General features: G+C 71.9%; 14 protein-coding genes. 7 read left to right on the forward strand and 7 right to left on the reverse strand.

Annotated features, from left to right (window positions below; translation table 11 throughout):
- Positions 1-378 precede the first annotated feature (378 nt).
- On the reverse strand, positions 379-1,173 hold the full coding sequence (locus ABZU91_RS24840; protein ID WP_355244920.1) for a class I SAM-dependent methyltransferase: 795 nt from the start codon (positions 1,171-1,173) through the stop codon (positions 379-381).
- 16 nt (positions 1,174-1,189) lie between these two features.
- Positions 1,190-1,954: an SDR family oxidoreductase gene (locus ABZU91_RS24845; protein ID WP_355244923.1), complete on the reverse strand. Its 765-nt coding sequence runs from the start codon at positions 1,952-1,954 to the stop codon at positions 1,190-1,192.
- A 205-nt stretch (positions 1,955-2,159) separates the two neighbouring features.
- Between ABZU91_RS24845 and mshA the strand changes: the two genes are divergently transcribed.
- Both mshA and ABZU91_RS24855 read left to right on the forward strand, forming a co-directional pair.
- Positions 2,160-3,524, forward strand: a complete 1,365-nt coding sequence (mshA, locus tag ABZU91_RS24850; RefSeq protein ID WP_355244925.1) for a D-inositol-3-phosphate glycosyltransferase — start codon at positions 2,160-2,162, stop codon at positions 3,522-3,524.
- Positions 3,525-3,579: 55 nt separating this feature from the next.
- A complete protein-coding gene (locus ABZU91_RS24855; protein ID WP_355244928.1) occupies positions 3,580-4,101 on the forward strand; it encodes a YbjN domain-containing protein in 522 nt (173 codons plus the stop codon).
- Positions 4,102-4,435: 334 nt separating this feature from the next.
- Here the strand turns inward: ABZU91_RS24855 and ABZU91_RS24860 are convergent, their stop codons facing one another.
- Positions 4,436-5,098, reverse strand: coding sequence for a hypothetical protein (locus ABZU91_RS24860; RefSeq protein ID WP_355244930.1), 663 nt, complete (start codon positions 5,096-5,098; stop codon positions 4,436-4,438).
- Between the two features lie 55 nt (positions 5,099-5,153).
- On the opposite strand from ABZU91_RS24860, the gene ABZU91_RS24865 reads away from it, so the two are divergent.
- Positions 5,154-5,537 carry a hypothetical protein gene (locus ABZU91_RS24865; RefSeq protein ID WP_355244933.1) on the forward strand — a complete coding sequence of 128 codons (384 nt, stop codon included), beginning with the start codon at positions 5,154-5,156 and terminating at the stop codon, positions 5,535-5,537.
- A gap of 371 nt (positions 5,538-5,908) precedes the next feature.
- On the opposite strand, the gene ABZU91_RS24870 is transcribed toward ABZU91_RS24865, so the two are convergent.
- Both ABZU91_RS24870 and ABZU91_RS24875 read right to left on the reverse strand, forming a co-directional pair.
- Positions 5,909-7,180, reverse strand: coding sequence for an MFS transporter (locus tag ABZU91_RS24870; RefSeq protein ID WP_355244936.1), 1,272 nt, complete (start codon positions 7,178-7,180; stop codon positions 5,909-5,911).
- Between the two features lie 77 nt (positions 7,181-7,257).
- A complete protein-coding gene (locus tag ABZU91_RS24875) occupies positions 7,258-8,535 on the reverse strand; it encodes an MFS transporter (RefSeq protein ID WP_355244939.1) in 1,278 nt (425 codons plus the stop codon).
- Positions 8,536-8,688: 153 nt separating this feature from the next.
- Here ABZU91_RS24875 and ABZU91_RS24880 point away from each other — a divergent pair, with 153 nt between their 5' ends.
- A complete protein-coding gene (locus ABZU91_RS24880; protein WP_355244942.1) occupies positions 8,689-9,456 on the forward strand; it encodes a phosphoglyceromutase in 768 nt (255 codons plus the stop codon).
- A 50-nt stretch (positions 9,457-9,506) separates the two neighbouring features.
- Here the strand turns inward: ABZU91_RS24880 and phoU are convergent, their stop codons facing one another.
- On the reverse strand, positions 9,507-10,160 hold the full coding sequence (phoU, locus tag ABZU91_RS24885; protein WP_355244945.1) for a phosphate signaling complex protein PhoU: 654 nt from the start codon (positions 10,158-10,160) through the stop codon (positions 9,507-9,509).
- A gap of 203 nt (positions 10,161-10,363) precedes the next feature.
- On the opposite strand from phoU, the gene ABZU91_RS24890 reads away from it, so the two are divergent.
- Positions 10,364-11,644 (forward strand): ATP-binding protein, encoded by a 1,281-nt coding sequence (locus ABZU91_RS24890; protein WP_355244947.1) that lies wholly within the window; start codon positions 10,364-10,366, stop codon positions 11,642-11,644.
- 23 nt (positions 11,645-11,667) lie between these two features.
- The gene (locus ABZU91_RS24895; protein WP_039906992.1) at positions 11,668-12,351 is read left to right on the forward strand and encodes a response regulator transcription factor; all 684 of its coding nucleotides are present in this window, start codon (positions 11,668-11,670) and stop codon (positions 12,349-12,351) included.
- Positions 12,352-12,409: 58 nt separating this feature from the next.
- Here ABZU91_RS24895 and ABZU91_RS24900 read toward each other — a convergent pair whose 3' ends face one another.
- Positions 12,410-13,063, reverse strand: a complete 654-nt coding sequence (locus ABZU91_RS24900) for an NAD(P)-binding domain-containing protein (protein ID WP_355244950.1) — start codon at positions 13,061-13,063, stop codon at positions 12,410-12,412.
- A gap of 205 nt (positions 13,064-13,268) precedes the next feature.
- Here ABZU91_RS24900 and ABZU91_RS24905 point away from each other — a divergent pair, with 205 nt between their 5' ends.
- Positions 13,269-13,847, forward strand: a complete 579-nt coding sequence (locus ABZU91_RS24905) for a TetR/AcrR family transcriptional regulator (RefSeq protein WP_355244953.1) — start codon at positions 13,269-13,271, stop codon at positions 13,845-13,847.
- Positions 13,848-13,883: the final 36 nt, after the last annotated feature.

The raw sequence follows: 13,883 nt of genomic DNA on the forward strand, positions 1-13,883 counted from the left end.
CGGCCCGGTGCCGTCCGGCCATCTTTCCCGACCTCGGCAGTATCGACGTTCCCTTGGCCGCCCACCGCCACGTCCCTGGTGACACCCCCGCCCCCGCCCCGCCCCCGCGCCCCGCCCCCGCCCCCGCCCCGCGCCCCCGCGCCCCGCCCCGCGCCCCGCGATCTTGCAGTTTCTGTGGCGACATAACCGGTGTAAAGGCGCGAATCGCCGACCGAAAGTGCAAGATCGCGGGGGTGAAGCCGGGGGTCAGGGCGGGGGTCAGGGCGGGGGTGAAGCCGGGGGTGAAGCCGGGGGTCAGGGCGCGGGTCAGGGCGCGGGTCAGGGCGCGGGTCAGGGCGCGGGTCAGGGCGCGGGTCAGGGCGCGGGTCAGGGCGCGGGTCAGGGCGCGGGGCAGGGCCAGGGGAGGGTCAGCTCGCCCTGGCGCCAGCGCTTCGGCGTGGACAGGACGGGCCAGCCGTCAGCCTTGAGCTGGGTCACCGCCCGTACCCAGCGTTGGCGGGGACCGAACGTGGCGTAGGGGGCGGCGGTCCGCCAGGCGTCCTCCAACGCCTGGATCAGGTCGTACACCGCCTCGCCGGGGACGTTGCGGTGGATCAGCGCCTTCGGCAGCCGCTCGGCCAGCTCGGCGGGGCTCTCCAGCGTGGTCAGCTTCGCGGCCAGGGTCAACGTGCGAGGGCCGTCCGCGTCGACGAGCAGCCAGCTCGCCAGGCGGCCCAGCTCGTCACAGGTGCCCTCGACGAGCGCCCCACCCGGGGCGAGCGCGGCGGTCATGGTGCGCCAGGCGTCGGTCACCTGGCTCTCGTCGTACTGTCGCAGGACGTTGAACGCGCGGACCAGCACCGGCCGGAGCCCGGCCAACTCGAAGCCACCTCGGGCGAAGGTCAGGCCGGGCGGGTCGGCGGCCGGCGTCGCGGCGGCCACCCGCGCCGGGTCGATCTCCAGCCCGACGAGGCGTACGTCTGGACGGACCCCCGCCGCCAGCCGGGCCCGCAACTCGACGGCGGTGACCGGCGTGGCGCCGTAGCCGAGGTCCACCACCAGCGGGTCGTCAGCACCCCGCAGCCGGTCGGCGCAGGTTTCCACGATCCAGTTGTCCACCCGGCGGAGTCGGTTCGGGTTGGTCGTGCCCCGGGTGACCACGCCGAGCGGTCGGCGTCGTGGAGCCCCGCTCATGGGTCCTGTGCCCGGCTCAGGAGACCCGGTGGACCTTGTGTTGCGCCGCCTGCGCCCGTGGCCGGACCACCAACCTGTCGATGTTGACGTGCTCGGGCCGGGTGGCGCACCAGGCGATGCAGTCCGCCACGTCCTCGGCGACCAGCGGGTCGGGCACGCCGGCGTAGACGGCGGCAGCCCGTTCGGCGTCCCCCTCGAAGCGGACCAGCCCGAACTCCTCGGTCTTCACCATCCCGGGGTCGATCTCGATCACCCGCAGCGGTCGGCCGCACAGCTCCAGCCGGAGCGTGCCGGCGATGGCCGTCTGGGCGTGCTTCGCCGCCGTGTAGCCGCCGCCGCCCTCGTAGACGGTCAGCCCGGCCGTGGAGGAGACCACCACTATTGTCCCGGAGCCGGACGCCTCCAGCGCCGGCAGCAGCGCCTGGGTGACCCGCAGCGTGCCGAGCACGTTCACGTCGTACATCCACTGCCAGTCGTCGAGCGAGCCGGACTCGACCGGGTCCAGACCGCGCGCGCCGCCGGCGTTGTTGACCAGCAGGGTGACCGGCCCGGGTGCCCGCGCGGCGGCCTCGGCGAGCCCGGCCACCGACTCGTCCGAGGTGACGTCGCAGGTCACCGCAGTGGCCTGCCCGCCCGCGGCGGCGATCTCGGCGACGAGACCGGCGAGGCGGTCGGCGCGACGGGCGGCGGCGAGCACGTGGAAGCCCTCGGCGGCGAGCCGGCGGGCGGTGGCCGCGCCGATCCCGCTGGACGCTCCGGTGACGATGGCGACAGAGGTCATCGGGTCATTGTCACCCGGGCCGTACCGCCGATCCCGACCGGGCGTGTGGCCCGCATCGGTGGGCGTCGGTGATGAGGTCCGTCACGCCGGGCGGCCGCGCCGGCGCATTTCCGTAGCCCGATGGGGAAGATGACATCCGGCGTACAGGTTGACCGAGAAGCGCCGGTCGTGCGTGACGGCATTAACCGTGGCAGAAGGAGCGGACGTGGCGGAACTGCACACCGGCGTTGGTCGTCAGCGAGGTGCCCGTCCGTGGCCTCGTCCCCGTCGCATCGCCACCCTCTCCGTACACACATCCCCCCTGCACCAGCCCGGAACGGGCGACGCCGGGGGGATGAACGTATACATCCTGGAGGTCGCCCGGCGGCTCGCCGAGGCCGACGTCGAGGTGGAGATCTTCACCCGGGCCACCTCGGGCGACCTTCCCCCGGTGGTCGAGATGGCCCCCGGCGTGCAGGTCCGCCACATCACGTCTGGCCCGCTCGAAGGGCTGACCAAGGAGGAGCTGCCCGGTCAGCTCTGCGCCTTCACGGCGGGAGTGCTGCGGGCCGAGGCGTCCCGGCCGCCCGGCCACTACGACCTGATCCACTCCCACTACTGGCTCTCGGGCCAGGTCGGCTGGCTGGCCAAGGAGCGGTGGGGAGTGCCGCTCGTGCACACCGCGCACACCCTCGCGAAGGTCAAGAACGCTCAGCTCGCCGCCGACGACCGACCGGAACCGAAGGCCCGGGTGATCGGCGAGGAGCAGGTGGTCGCCGAGGCGGACCAGATGGTCGCCAACACCCGCGTGGAGGCCCGCGACCTCGTCGAGCGGTACGACGCCGACCCCGCCAACGTCACCGTCGTGCAGCCGGGTGTCGACCTGGCCCGGTTCCGGCCCGCGCCGGGCGACCGCTTCCTGGCGGCCCGCGCTGCCCGCCGTCGGCTGGGGCTGCCTGTCGACGGGTACGTGGTGGCCTTCGTCGGCCGGATCCAGCCGCTCAAGGCACCGGACGTGCTGATCCGCGCCGTCGCCGCGTTGCGCGAGCGTGACCCGGCCCTGGCCGACGAGGTGACCGTGGTGATCTGCGGCGGGCCCAGCGGTAGCGGCCTGGACCGGCCGACCGCCCTGATCGAGCTGGCCGCGACGCTCGGTGTCACCGACCGGGTCGTCTTCCTGCCGCCGCGTACCGGGGACGACCTGCCGGCCCTGTACCGGGCCGCCGACCTGGTCGCGGTGCCGTCGCACAACGAATCCTTCGGGCTCGTGGCCCTCGAGGCTCAGGCCTGCGGTACGCCGGTGCTGGCCGCCGCCGTCGGCGGCCTGGTCACCGCCGTACGGGACCAGGTCAGCGGGGTGCTGATCGACGGGCACGACCCGGTGGACTGGGCCCGCGCGCTGAGTCGCCTGCTGCCGGACGCCGCCCTGCGGGCCACGCTGTCCAGGGGCGCCGCGCAGCACGCTCGGCACTTCTCCTGGGACCGTACGGTGTCGGGTCTGCTCGACGTCTACGGCGAGGCGATCGCCGCGCGTCGGGCCCGGCTCGCCGCCGACCTGGCCTGCGACCCGGCGCTCTCCTGCTCCTGGTGACGCCTGGGGCTCGCCGGCGCTGTGGGTGCACCGGGTCGGTCGTAGAGTGGGTCCGGTGAGCCCGAAGAGCGATCTTGCGACCCTCATCGAGTCGGTCTGTGCCGAACGTGACCTGGCCTGGGAGTCGACCGGTCCCGGCTCGTACGCGGTCACCCTGCCGGGCACCCACAAGCTCAAGACGATCTGCAACCTGATCGTCGGCGAGCACGCGCTGCGGATCGAGGCGTTCGTCATGCGCCAGCCTGACGAGCGGCGCGAGGAGCTGTGGACCTGGCTGCTGCAGCGCAACGCGCGGATGTACGGCGTCTCCTTCTCCATCGACGCCGTCGGCGACGTCTACCTCACGGGGCGGGTCAACCCGGCCGGCGTGGACGCCGACGAACTGGACCGGCTGCTCGGTTCGGTGCTCACCTACTCCGACGAGTCCTTCGACACGATGCTGGAGATCGGCTTCGGCAGCTCGATCCGGCGCGAGTACGAGTGGCGCGTCAAGCGCGGCGAGTCGACCGCGAACCTCGCCGCCTTCTCCCACCTCTTCGAGCCCTCCGGCCCAGGCCCCACCCGCGACCCCGCCTGACACACCGCGCTCCCGATGAGGGCTTGACCAGACGGGCTTCCGGGCCCGAGGTGGTGGGGCCGCGCGCCGCTGTCCGGCCGCGACCTCAGCCGCCTGTCTCCTTTGCTCTGCTTCAACCCAGGCAACAGTCGAGGGCTCCGAGCGTCGCCTGGGTTGAAGCAGAGCAAAGGGCGATTGGGGTACGGGCGCCCCCGCTCCGACCCCTGGCGGTCACGGCGGGCCGCGACGCGCGGGGGTTCGGACTGCTCCTGACGGGTATGCCGCGGCGCGCGGTGCGGCACAGGGACCCCCGCGCGCCGAGGACGGAGTGTCGAGGAGCGGAGCGTCCCATGGCTCAGCGGAACAGCTCAGGTCGCGGCGGGACTGCGACCAGGACCAGACGACAAGCCGGCAACCAGAGCCCGGCCACTCCCGGGGTCTCCGAGTCGGAGATTTCGCGGATGCGAGTGGAGGACATCCGGGGGCAGCTGCGTAAGCGCGGGGTCTCCGGGATCTCCGCGTTGCGCAAGCCCGACCTGGTGAAACAGTTGGTGCGCTCGTTGCGTTCCGACGCCGGTGGCGCGGGTCGGCGCAGCACCGGACCGGCCGGCCGGGCCACCGGCAGCAGGGCGTCGGCCGGTCGGGCCGCCGCGACGAAGAAGTCGGCGGCGAGGGCCGTGCCGAGCCGCGCCAAGGCCGCGCCAGCGAACAAGAGCGCCCCCGCGAAGAAGACGGCCGCCGCGAAGAAGACGGCCGCCGCGAAGAAGACGACTGCCGCGAAGAAGACGGCTGCGGCCAAGAGGACGACGGCCGCGAAGAGGACGGCGGCCGCGAAGTCGACGGCGGCACGCAGGACCTCCGCGACGGCCCGTACCGCGCCCGCGCGGAAGGCGCCCGCGAAGAAGGCGTCGTCCCGGCCGGCCGCCAAGCGGACCGCGTCGGCGACGCAGGCCACGACGAAGCGCGCGGCTCCCGCGAAGCGGACGGCCAGGAGCACCGCCGCCCGGGCCACGGCCAAGAGGGCTCCCGCCAAGCGGACCCCGGCGACGAGCACGGCGTCGGCGGGCGCTGGGATGGCGGCCGGTGGGATCCGGACCGGGCGGGGCAGCGGTCGGTCGGTCCGCAGCTCGCAGGTGATCGCGTCGATCGCCGACCGGCCCGAGCGGCCGGGGCGGAGCCTGATCACCGCCAACCACGAGGTCATCCAGCGGTGGGCGCGAGAGCGTGGCGCGAAGCCGGCGACCATCGCGGGTACCGAGCGGGACGGTCGGGCGGGAGTGTTGACCTTCAACATCCCCGGATACCGGGAAAGCAGCCGGATTCGTGAGATCACCTGGGATGAGTGGTTCCACACCTTTGATCTGCGCCGGCTCAATCTGATCTATCAGGAGCAGATGCGGGACGGCCGGCCGAGCAACTTCTTCCGGACGGAGTCACCCGATCGTGAGGACGGCTGAGGTGTTTGCGGGAATGCCCGACGGGTACCCGGCTGTTGCCAGAGACCGGGGTCAGAGCTGGGCATACTCGCCAGTTGTGACGGGCGAGACAGCCCATCTGGGTTGAATCCAGAATCTGGCCGAACTAGCTTTATTGCACCGCGCCACGTTTGGAAACGTTCGGGGGAGCGGCGGATCGATCAGATCCGCGCACCAGGCGAGGCGCGAGGGGACGGGTGGACCAACCGTTGGGGGACGGTGCCCACCTGTTTGGACCGGCGGCGTGAGCGGGCGATGCTTACGGGGGTGAGTGTTGCCCGCCGCCGCCGGCCCCACCGGCGAGCGCCCACCAGTGACCTTCGGGACATGGTGGGCGCTTTGCCGTCGGACGGTCAGCTTGTCGGGATACGTTCTGCCGGCTCCCGCTCGGCGGCCCGGCGCAGCGCGTCGACGTGCCGCTCGCGGGACGGACCGGCCAGCAGGTGACCGACGGCGGCCAGCAGGCCCAGCCCGCCCACGATCAGCCAGTGCCGGTCGCCGAGGTACTGCAGACTGACCCCGCCGAGCATCGGTGCGACGAAGGCCGCGGCCGGGAACGTCAGGTAGAAGACCGACTGGTACCGCGCGCGTAGGTCCGGCGGCGCGAGATCAGCGTTGATCTGCGCGTTCGGCGGGGCGGCGAGCATCGAGCCGACCGTCCAGACCACCGCCGCGCCCAGGTAGACCGCCAGGTGGTCGGCGACCGCGAGCACTCCGAACCCGACCGCCAGCAGGGCGGTGGAGGCGGCCAGTACGACGGCCTTGCGGCGTCCGTCGATCAGGCGGGGCACGAACAGTTGCCCTACCACGATCAGCGCGCCACCGAGGGCCACGACCATGCCGTACGCCGACGGTCCCAGTCCGTCCGCGCGCATCGCCAGGGGCATGATCGTCGAGGTCTGCAGGGTGAGTACGGCCAGCACGAAGGTGAGCCCGACGAAGACCAGGAAGATCCGGTCGGTGAGGACCGTGAGCAGCCCGGGCCGGCGGGGCCGGACTGCCGTCGGATGCCCGGCCGGCGAGACAGGGGTGGCCGGTCGCAGGGTCTCCGGAACCTTCCAGCCGATGACGACGGCAGCCGTGAACGTGGCGCCCGCGTCGACCAGGAAGAGTGCGGTGAAGCTCGCCTCGGCTACCAGCCCGGCGAGCAGCGAGGCGACCGCCATCCCGAGGTTCAACGCCCAGAACTCCAGGTTGAACGCGCGTGAGCGTCGGTCCTCGGGTACCGCGTCGACGATCGCCGCCACGAAGGCCGGGCCGGGCATGGAGTGTGCGACGCCGACCAGCGCGGCGAGCGCCGCGATCAGCAGGAGGGGCCGGCTGAAGGCCAGCGCGACCATCAGGGTGGCGGTGGCCAGGTGGGCGGCGAGCAGGGTCGACCGGCGACCCCACCGGTCGGCCAGTACGCCGCCGCACAGCACGCCGGCCGCCCCGCCGGCCCCGTACGCCCCGACGACGACGCCGGCCACCGCCGCGCTGGCACCTCGGGCGTCGGTGAGGTAGAGCGAGAGGAAGAGCATGGCGAACGCGCCCGCGCGGTTGATCAGCAGGCCGGCCCAGAGGTACCAGAAGGTGGCGGGGAGTCCACCGGCGGTGTCGTGCCACCAGCGCCGCAGGCCGTGCATGCGATCTCCCGACAGTTCAGTTTGTTAACCGTTTCCTCGAACGGTAGTCGGGCCGCGAACCGGGGGTCGTACCGGACTCAGGCCGCCGCCTCGGCGGGCTGCGGCGCGCGAGCACCGACCGGCGTCGCGACCTCGGCGGCGTGCCGCAGCGCGACGGCACGTCGCTCCCGGGCGGGGCCTGAGGCCAGGTGGGCGACCGCGGTCAGCACACCGATCGCGGCGCAGCCGAGCCACAGCGCGGCGTTTCCGACATGCTCACGCACCAGACCGCCCAGGATCGGCGCGCTCGCGCCGGCGATCTGCCAGGAGAGCCCGAACACGCCCTGGTAGCGCCCGCGCAGCTCGGCCGGGGAGAGTTCGGCGATCAGCGTGGAGTTCGACGGCGAGTTCAGCATCTCGCCGACCGTCCAGATCAGCACCGTCAGCCCGTAGAACCAGGCGGTGCCGGCGAACGCGGTAAGCCCGAACCCGACACCCATCACCACGGCGGCGAGGGCGAGCACCTGCGAGCGGTTGCGCCCCCGGATCAGCCGGGGCACGAAGAGTTGGCCGACGACGATGAGCAAGCCGTTGAGCGCGATGACCGAGCCGTAGGTGGCCGGGCTGAGGCCCGAGTCGCCCATGGCGATCGGCAGCATCGAGATGTGCTGGAGGAAGACCATCGCGGCGAACAGGTTCAGCGCCACGAAGCCGAGGTAGATCCGGTCGCTGAGGATCGTGCGCAGGGCGCCACGCGGAGCCGTGGTCGCCGCGACCGTGAATCCGCCGTGGCGCGTCTCCGGCACCCGGGCGAAGATGATCAGCGCGGTGATCAGCATCGTGCCCGCGTCGACCACGAACAGCAGCAGGTAGTCAGCCTGCGCGGCGAGGCCGGCGAGGACGGCGGCGCAGGCGAAGCCCAGGTTGATGGCCCAGTAGTTGAGCGAGAAGGCGCGCAGTCGATCCTTCGCCGGCACCACGTCGATCATCATGGCCCCGAACGCCGGTCGGGCCGCCTCGGCGAACATGCCGAGCAGCAGCGCGCCCAGCGCGACCGCCCAGAGGTCCCGGGCAAGCCCGAGAGCCAGCATCATGGTCGCCGCGCCGACATGGGCGGTGAGCAGCGTCGGCCGGCGGCCCCACCGGTCCGCGAGGGCACCGCCGGCGGTGGTGCCGACCGCGCCGCCGACGCCCCAGAGGCCGAGCACCAGTCCGGCCTGGGAGGGCGAGAAGCCGCGTTCCTGGGTCAGGTAGATGGCGAGGAACACGAGCACGAACGAGCCGAGCCGGTTGATCAGCGTGCCCGACCACAGGTACCAGAAGGTCCTCGGTAGGCCGCCGGTGGTGTCCCGGAACCAGCTCCGCATCGTCCGCACGTGGTGCCCCCGCTTACAAGTAATGACCGATGTGACTACAGCGCCTTACAACCCTAGTGGCGGCCGGATACGCAGGTCATTCGCTTTATCACGTGGTGGTCGTCACGACGGGTGCCCGCGTGTCCGGCGCGGGGTTGAGGCAGGATGATCCGCATGACTGCGAGCGAGGGGCCCACCGTCGGGACGCTGGTCCTGCTGCGGCACGGTGAGAGTGACTGGAACGCCAAGAACCTCTTCACCGGCTGGGTGGACGTCGACCTGACCGAGAAGGGCGAGGGCGAGGCCCGGCGCGGCGGCGAGCTGCTGCGGGAGCACGGCCTGCTGCCGGACGTCGTCCACACCAGCGTGATGCGCCGGGCGATCCGCACCGCCGAGCTGGCGCTCAGCGCCGCCGACCGGCACTGGATCGCCGTGCGCCGGTCGTGGCGGCTCAACGAGCGGCACTACGGCGCCCTACAGGGCAAGGACAAGAAGCAGACCCTTGACGAGTACGGCGAGGAGCAGTTCATGCTCTGGCGCCGGTCGTACGACACCCCGCCGCCGCCGATCGCGGACGACGACGAGTGGTCGCAGGTGGGCGACCCGCGGTACGCGCTGCTGCCGACCGAGCTGATGCCGCGTACCGAGTGCCTCAAGGACGTCGTCCAGCGGATGCTCCCCTACTGGTACGACTCGATCGTGCCCGACATCCTGGCCGGCCGGACGGTGCTGGTGGCCGCGCACGGCAACTCGCTGCGCGCCCTGGTGAAGCACCTCGACCAGATCTCCGACGAGGCGATCGCCAAGCTCAACATTCCGACCGGCATCCCGCTGCGCTACGACCTCGACCCGCAGCTTCGCCCGCAAACCCTGGGCGGCACCTACCTCGACCCGACGGCAGCGAAGGAAGCCGCCGCCGCGGTCGCCAACCAGGGCCGCTGAGCAGACGCAGAAGGGGCCCCCGCAGCGCGCGGGGGCCCCTTTCGCGTGCCTCAGGTGGTGGCCGGGCTGCTCTCCCCGGTGATCAGGTAGATCACGTGCTCGCCGGCGTTCACCGCGTGGTCGGCGAAACGCTCGTAGAAGCGGCCCAGCAGGGTGGCGTCGATCGCGGTCTCCACCCCGTACGGCCAGTCGTCGCCGAGCAGCACCGCGAACAGGCTCTTGTGCAGCTCGTCCATGGCGTCGTCGTCGCGGTCCAGTTCGGCGGCGAGGTCCACGTCGGGCTTCGCCAGCACGGAACCGATCTTCGCGGCCATCCGGTCGGCGATGTCGGACATCTCGGTGAAGACCGTCCGCAGCTCGGCCGGGACGGCGGGGGAGGGGTGCCGGCGCAGCGCGGTCTTCGCCACGTGCTCGGCGAGATCGCCCATCCGCTCCAGATCAGCGGCCACGTGCAGCGCGGTGATCATTGCCCGGAGGTCGGAGGCGACCGGCGCCTGTCGGGCGAGCAGGTCACACACCCGCTCCTCGACGTGTCGGTAGAGGTCGTCGATCTCGGCGTCCCGCTCGATGACCGTCTCGGCGGCCTGCCGGTCGGCGGTGAGCAGGGCCCGGGTGGCCTGGCGCATGGCGGCGCGGATGCCCTCTGCCATGTCCACCAGCAGTTGGCTGACGATCTGGAGGTCGGCCCGGAACTCGTCGCGCATCATCACGTCCTGTGGTCGGTCGCCGCCGACGGCTGCCGGCGCAGGGGTTGAGCAGGTGCGACGCCAACGGTAGGGCGCGTTCACGGACCTTGGATGAACCACGGTGAACGACGTCAGACGTGGGGGTGAACACTTCCGAAAGTGAGGGTGGTTCGTCCCGTTCTGTGTGGTAGCCAGGTTAACAATGACCCTACGATCGCCGGGTGGAGTGGGCGGTGGCGGTCGTGGTGGCCGTGGCGTTGGCGACCGGACTGGTCGCCGGTCTCCTGCTGCCCCGGTTCCTGCCGGCACGTGGCCGCTCCACGTCGACGGGCAGCGCGAGCTCCCGCTGGAGCACAGGGAGGCCCGCGATAGCCGACGAGCAGCAGGCCGGTCTCGGCCGTCGGACGATCGACTCGCTCCGGGCCGGTGTCGTGGTGTTGGGCGACGACGACGTCCCGGTCCTGATCAACCCGGCCGCCCGCGCGATGGGGCTCCTGCGCACCGGGAGCACTCCGGGTTCGATCGCCGCGCACCCGTTGATCCGTACCCTCGCGGGCCAGGTGCGACGCACCGGTGTGCGGCGCGAGATCGAGCTCGACCTGCCACGTGGTCGCGACAGCGCGGGGGAGAACCCGCTGGGCGTGCACCTGCGGGCCATGGCTCTCGGGAACGGCTTCATCGCGGTCGAGGCGGTCGACGTGACCGAGTCGCACCGGCTGACCCGGGTCCGGCGCGACTTCGTGGCGAACGTCAGCCATGAGTTGAAGACCCCGATCGGGGCGCTCCAACTGCTCGCCGAGGCACTGCTGGACGCCACCGAGCCGGCCGACGCCGCCGCACCCGACCTCTCCGAGGACCTGGTCGCCGCCCGTCGGTTCGCCGAACGGATCCAGCATGAGTCAACCCGGCTGGGCCGGCTGGTGCAGGAGTTGCTGGAGCTGACCCGGCTCCAGGGCGCCGAGCCGCAGCCGCCACCGGAACCGGTCGCGCTCGACTGGGTGATCGCCGAGGTGGTGGACCGTACCCGTACCACGGCTTCCGCCCGGGGCGTCGAGCTGACGGTCGACGGCGAGCGGGGCCTCACCGCCTACGGCAGCGACAGCCAGCTCGCCACGGCCGTGGCGAACCTGGTGGAGAACGCCATCAACTACTCGGGGGAGGACACCGCGGTGCGGGTCACCCTCCGGGGAGACGACGAGCACGTCGAGATCGCGGTCTCCGACCAGGGCATCGGCATCGCTCCGACGGACGTGGACCGGATCTTCGAGCGGTTCTACCGGGCCGACCAGGCCCGTTCACGCGCCACCGGTGGCACCGGGCTCGGCCTGGCCATCGTGAAACACATCGCGAGCAACCATGGCGGTCGGGTGGAGGTGTCGAGCACTCTTGGTGGTGGGTCGACGTTCACCCTCCGGTTGCCCGCCAGCCCACCGGACGACCTTCTGGCGACACTGCCGCCGGCTGGGATCGAGACCGGTCCGGCCGAGCTTCGGCAGGTCTGACAGCAATGGAAAGGAAATCCCCGTTGAGCCGCGTTCTGGTGGTCGAGGACGAGGAGTCGTTCTCCGACGCCCTGTCGTACATGCTCCGTAAGGAGGGTTTCGAGGTCTCGGTCGCGGCGACCGGCACCGACGCCCTCACCGAGTTCGACCGGACCGGCGCCGACATCGTGCTGCTCGACCTGATGTTGCCCGAGATGTCGGGGACCGAGGTGTGCCGGCAGCTCCGGCAGCGCTCGGCCGTACCGATCATCATGGTCACCGCACGGGACAGCGAGATCGACAAGGTGGTCGGCCTGGAGATCGGCGCCGACGACTACGTCACCAAGCCGTATTCCCCTCGGGAACTGGTCGCCCGGATTCGGGCGGTGCTGCGGCGGCAGAGCCCGGAGGTCGCCGAGGCGGGCGCACCGACGCTGGCCGCCGGACCGGTCCGGATGGACATCGAGCGGCACGTGGTGACGGTCGAGGGTGGGGCCGTGCAGCTGCCGCTCAAGGAGTTCGAGCTGCTGGAGCTGCTGCTGCGCAACGCGGGCCGGGTGCTGACCCGTGGCCAGCTCATCGACCGGGTCTGGGGCGCCGACTACGTCGGTGACACCAAGACGCTCGACGTGCACGTCAAGCGGCTGCGCTCCAAGATCGAGCCGGAGCCGTCGGCGCCCCGTTTCATCGTCACCGTTCGGGGTCTGGGCTACAAGTTCGAGCCGTGATCGACCGACCCGAAGGGGCCCACGCGCGGCGTGGGCCCCTTCGGCTGTCGGCGTCCGCTCAGTGGACGACCTTGATGTTGAAGAGGGCGGTGTCGAGCCGGCCGTAGAGCCGTAGCCAGAGCGGCATCAGCATCTCGGTGCCCCGGGCGGTCGAGAGGTCACCGAGGTCGATCACGTCGGTGTGCCCGAAGCTCACGAGCAGCCCGGTGACGATCCGCTTCGCCTCCGCGTCGTCGCCCGAGACGAAGACGCTGTGGTCTCCGTCGGCGAGCTGCCGCGGGCGGACCATCAGCTCGGCGGTGAGCGTGTTGAGTGACTTGACGACCTTGGCCTGCGGGAACTCCCGCTGGATGCGCTCGGCCAGGGAGTCGGTGTCCGGCACGGTCAGGGTGGGCGGGAAACCGACGCTGAAGTCGAGTGGGTTGGCGATGTCGAGCAGGACCTTGCCAGCCAGGTTCGCCGCGCCGGCCGCGGTGAGCGCCGGCAGGGACCCGGTGCCGCTGGTGGCGTTGACCACCAGTTCGGCATCGACGGCGGCCTCGGCCAGGGTGGCCAGCCCGACCCCGGGGTGCTCGGCGGCCCAGGCGGCGTACGCGCCCGCCCGGGTGGCCGCGACGTCCCGGGTGCCGATAGTGACCTGGTGGCCCAACTCCGAGGCGCGGGCCGCGATGGCCTGACCCACCGAGCCGGTGCCGAGAACTGCGATGCGCATGTCGATCGATCCTCCACTCGGGCGCGGTGGCCTCGCGCCGATTGCCCGTAGGCTAACAGACAGGTCTGTCTATCGCGGTCCCTCTTGGACGGTGGCGGCAGCATCTCCCTGCGGCGGGAACGACGTGCGGCAGCAGACGGAGCTGTCTGTAGACGGAGCTGTCTGTAAGCTCGTGCCCGTCACCAGCAACGACGAGGGAGTGTCGATGTCCACGAACCGTACGGCGGTCGGCTCGGCCCGGGACCGGATCCTGGACACCGCGTTCCGGCTGTTCTACGCGCACGGACCGCGCGGTGTGGGGGTGGACACGGTCATCGCCGAGTCGGGCGTGGCCAAGGCGACGCTCTACAAGCACTTCCCGCGCAAGGACGACCTCGTGCTGGCGTACCTCGACCGGGCCGACCAGGCCTGGTTCGGCGCGCTACGGGCGTCGGCCAGGGATGCCGGCGACGAGCCGCGCGACCAACTGGTCGGCATGTTCGACGCCCTGACCGGAGCCTGTCGCCGGGACGGCTACCACGGCTGCGCGTTCATCAACACGGCTGCCGAGTCGCCGGCCGGCGGTCCGGTGCACGCTCGGACTGTCGAGCACAAGACCGTCGTCCGGGCCTGGGTGACCGAGCTGGCACGCAGGGCCGGCGCGGCTGATCCGGAACTGCTCGCGCGGCAGCTCACCCTGCTGCTCGACGGCGGGCTCGCCAGCGGGGTCCTGGACGGCGACCCGGCGATCGCCGAGGCGGCCCGGCAGAGCGCCCGCCTGCTCGTCGACGCCGCCCTCGGCTGATCGCGGGCGCTCGACGATGACTGCCGCCCAGGTCGG

It is taken from the genome of Micromonospora sp. NPDC005174, from assembly GCF_040608495.1.
Lineage (GTDB): Bacteria > Actinomycetota > Actinomycetes > Mycobacteriales > Micromonosporaceae > Micromonospora.

Bases quoted from the DNA above. Each gene is read 5' to 3' on its own strand.
- ABZU91_RS24840 (WP_355244920.1), bottom strand. From the start codon at position 1,173: ATGAGCGGGGCTCCACGACGCCGACCGCTCGGCGTGGTCACCCGGGGC.
- ABZU91_RS24845 (WP_355244923.1), bottom strand. From the start codon at position 1,954: ATGACCTCTGTCGCCATCGTCACCGGAGCGTCCAGCGGGATCGGCGCG.
- ABZU91_RS24865 (WP_355244933.1), top strand. From the start codon at position 5,154: ATGGCGGCCGGTGGGATCCGGACCGGGCGGGGCAGCGGTCGGTCGGTC.
- ABZU91_RS24870 (WP_355244936.1), bottom strand. From the start codon at position 7,180: ATGCACGGCCTGCGGCGCTGGTGGCACGACACCGCCGGTGGACTCCCC.
- ABZU91_RS24880 (WP_355244942.1), top strand. From the start codon at position 8,689: ATGACTGCGAGCGAGGGGCCCACCGTCGGGACGCTGGTCCTGCTGCGG.
- phoU (WP_355244945.1), bottom strand. From the start codon at position 10,160: ATGCGCGACGAGTTCCGGGCCGACCTCCAGATCGTCAGCCAACTGCTG.
- ABZU91_RS24900 (WP_355244950.1), bottom strand. From the start codon at position 13,063: ATGCGCATCGCAGTTCTCGGCACCGGCTCGGTGGGTCAGGCCATCGCG.
- ABZU91_RS24905 (WP_355244953.1), top strand. From the start codon at position 13,269: ATGTCCACGAACCGTACGGCGGTCGGCTCGGCCCGGGACCGGATCCTG.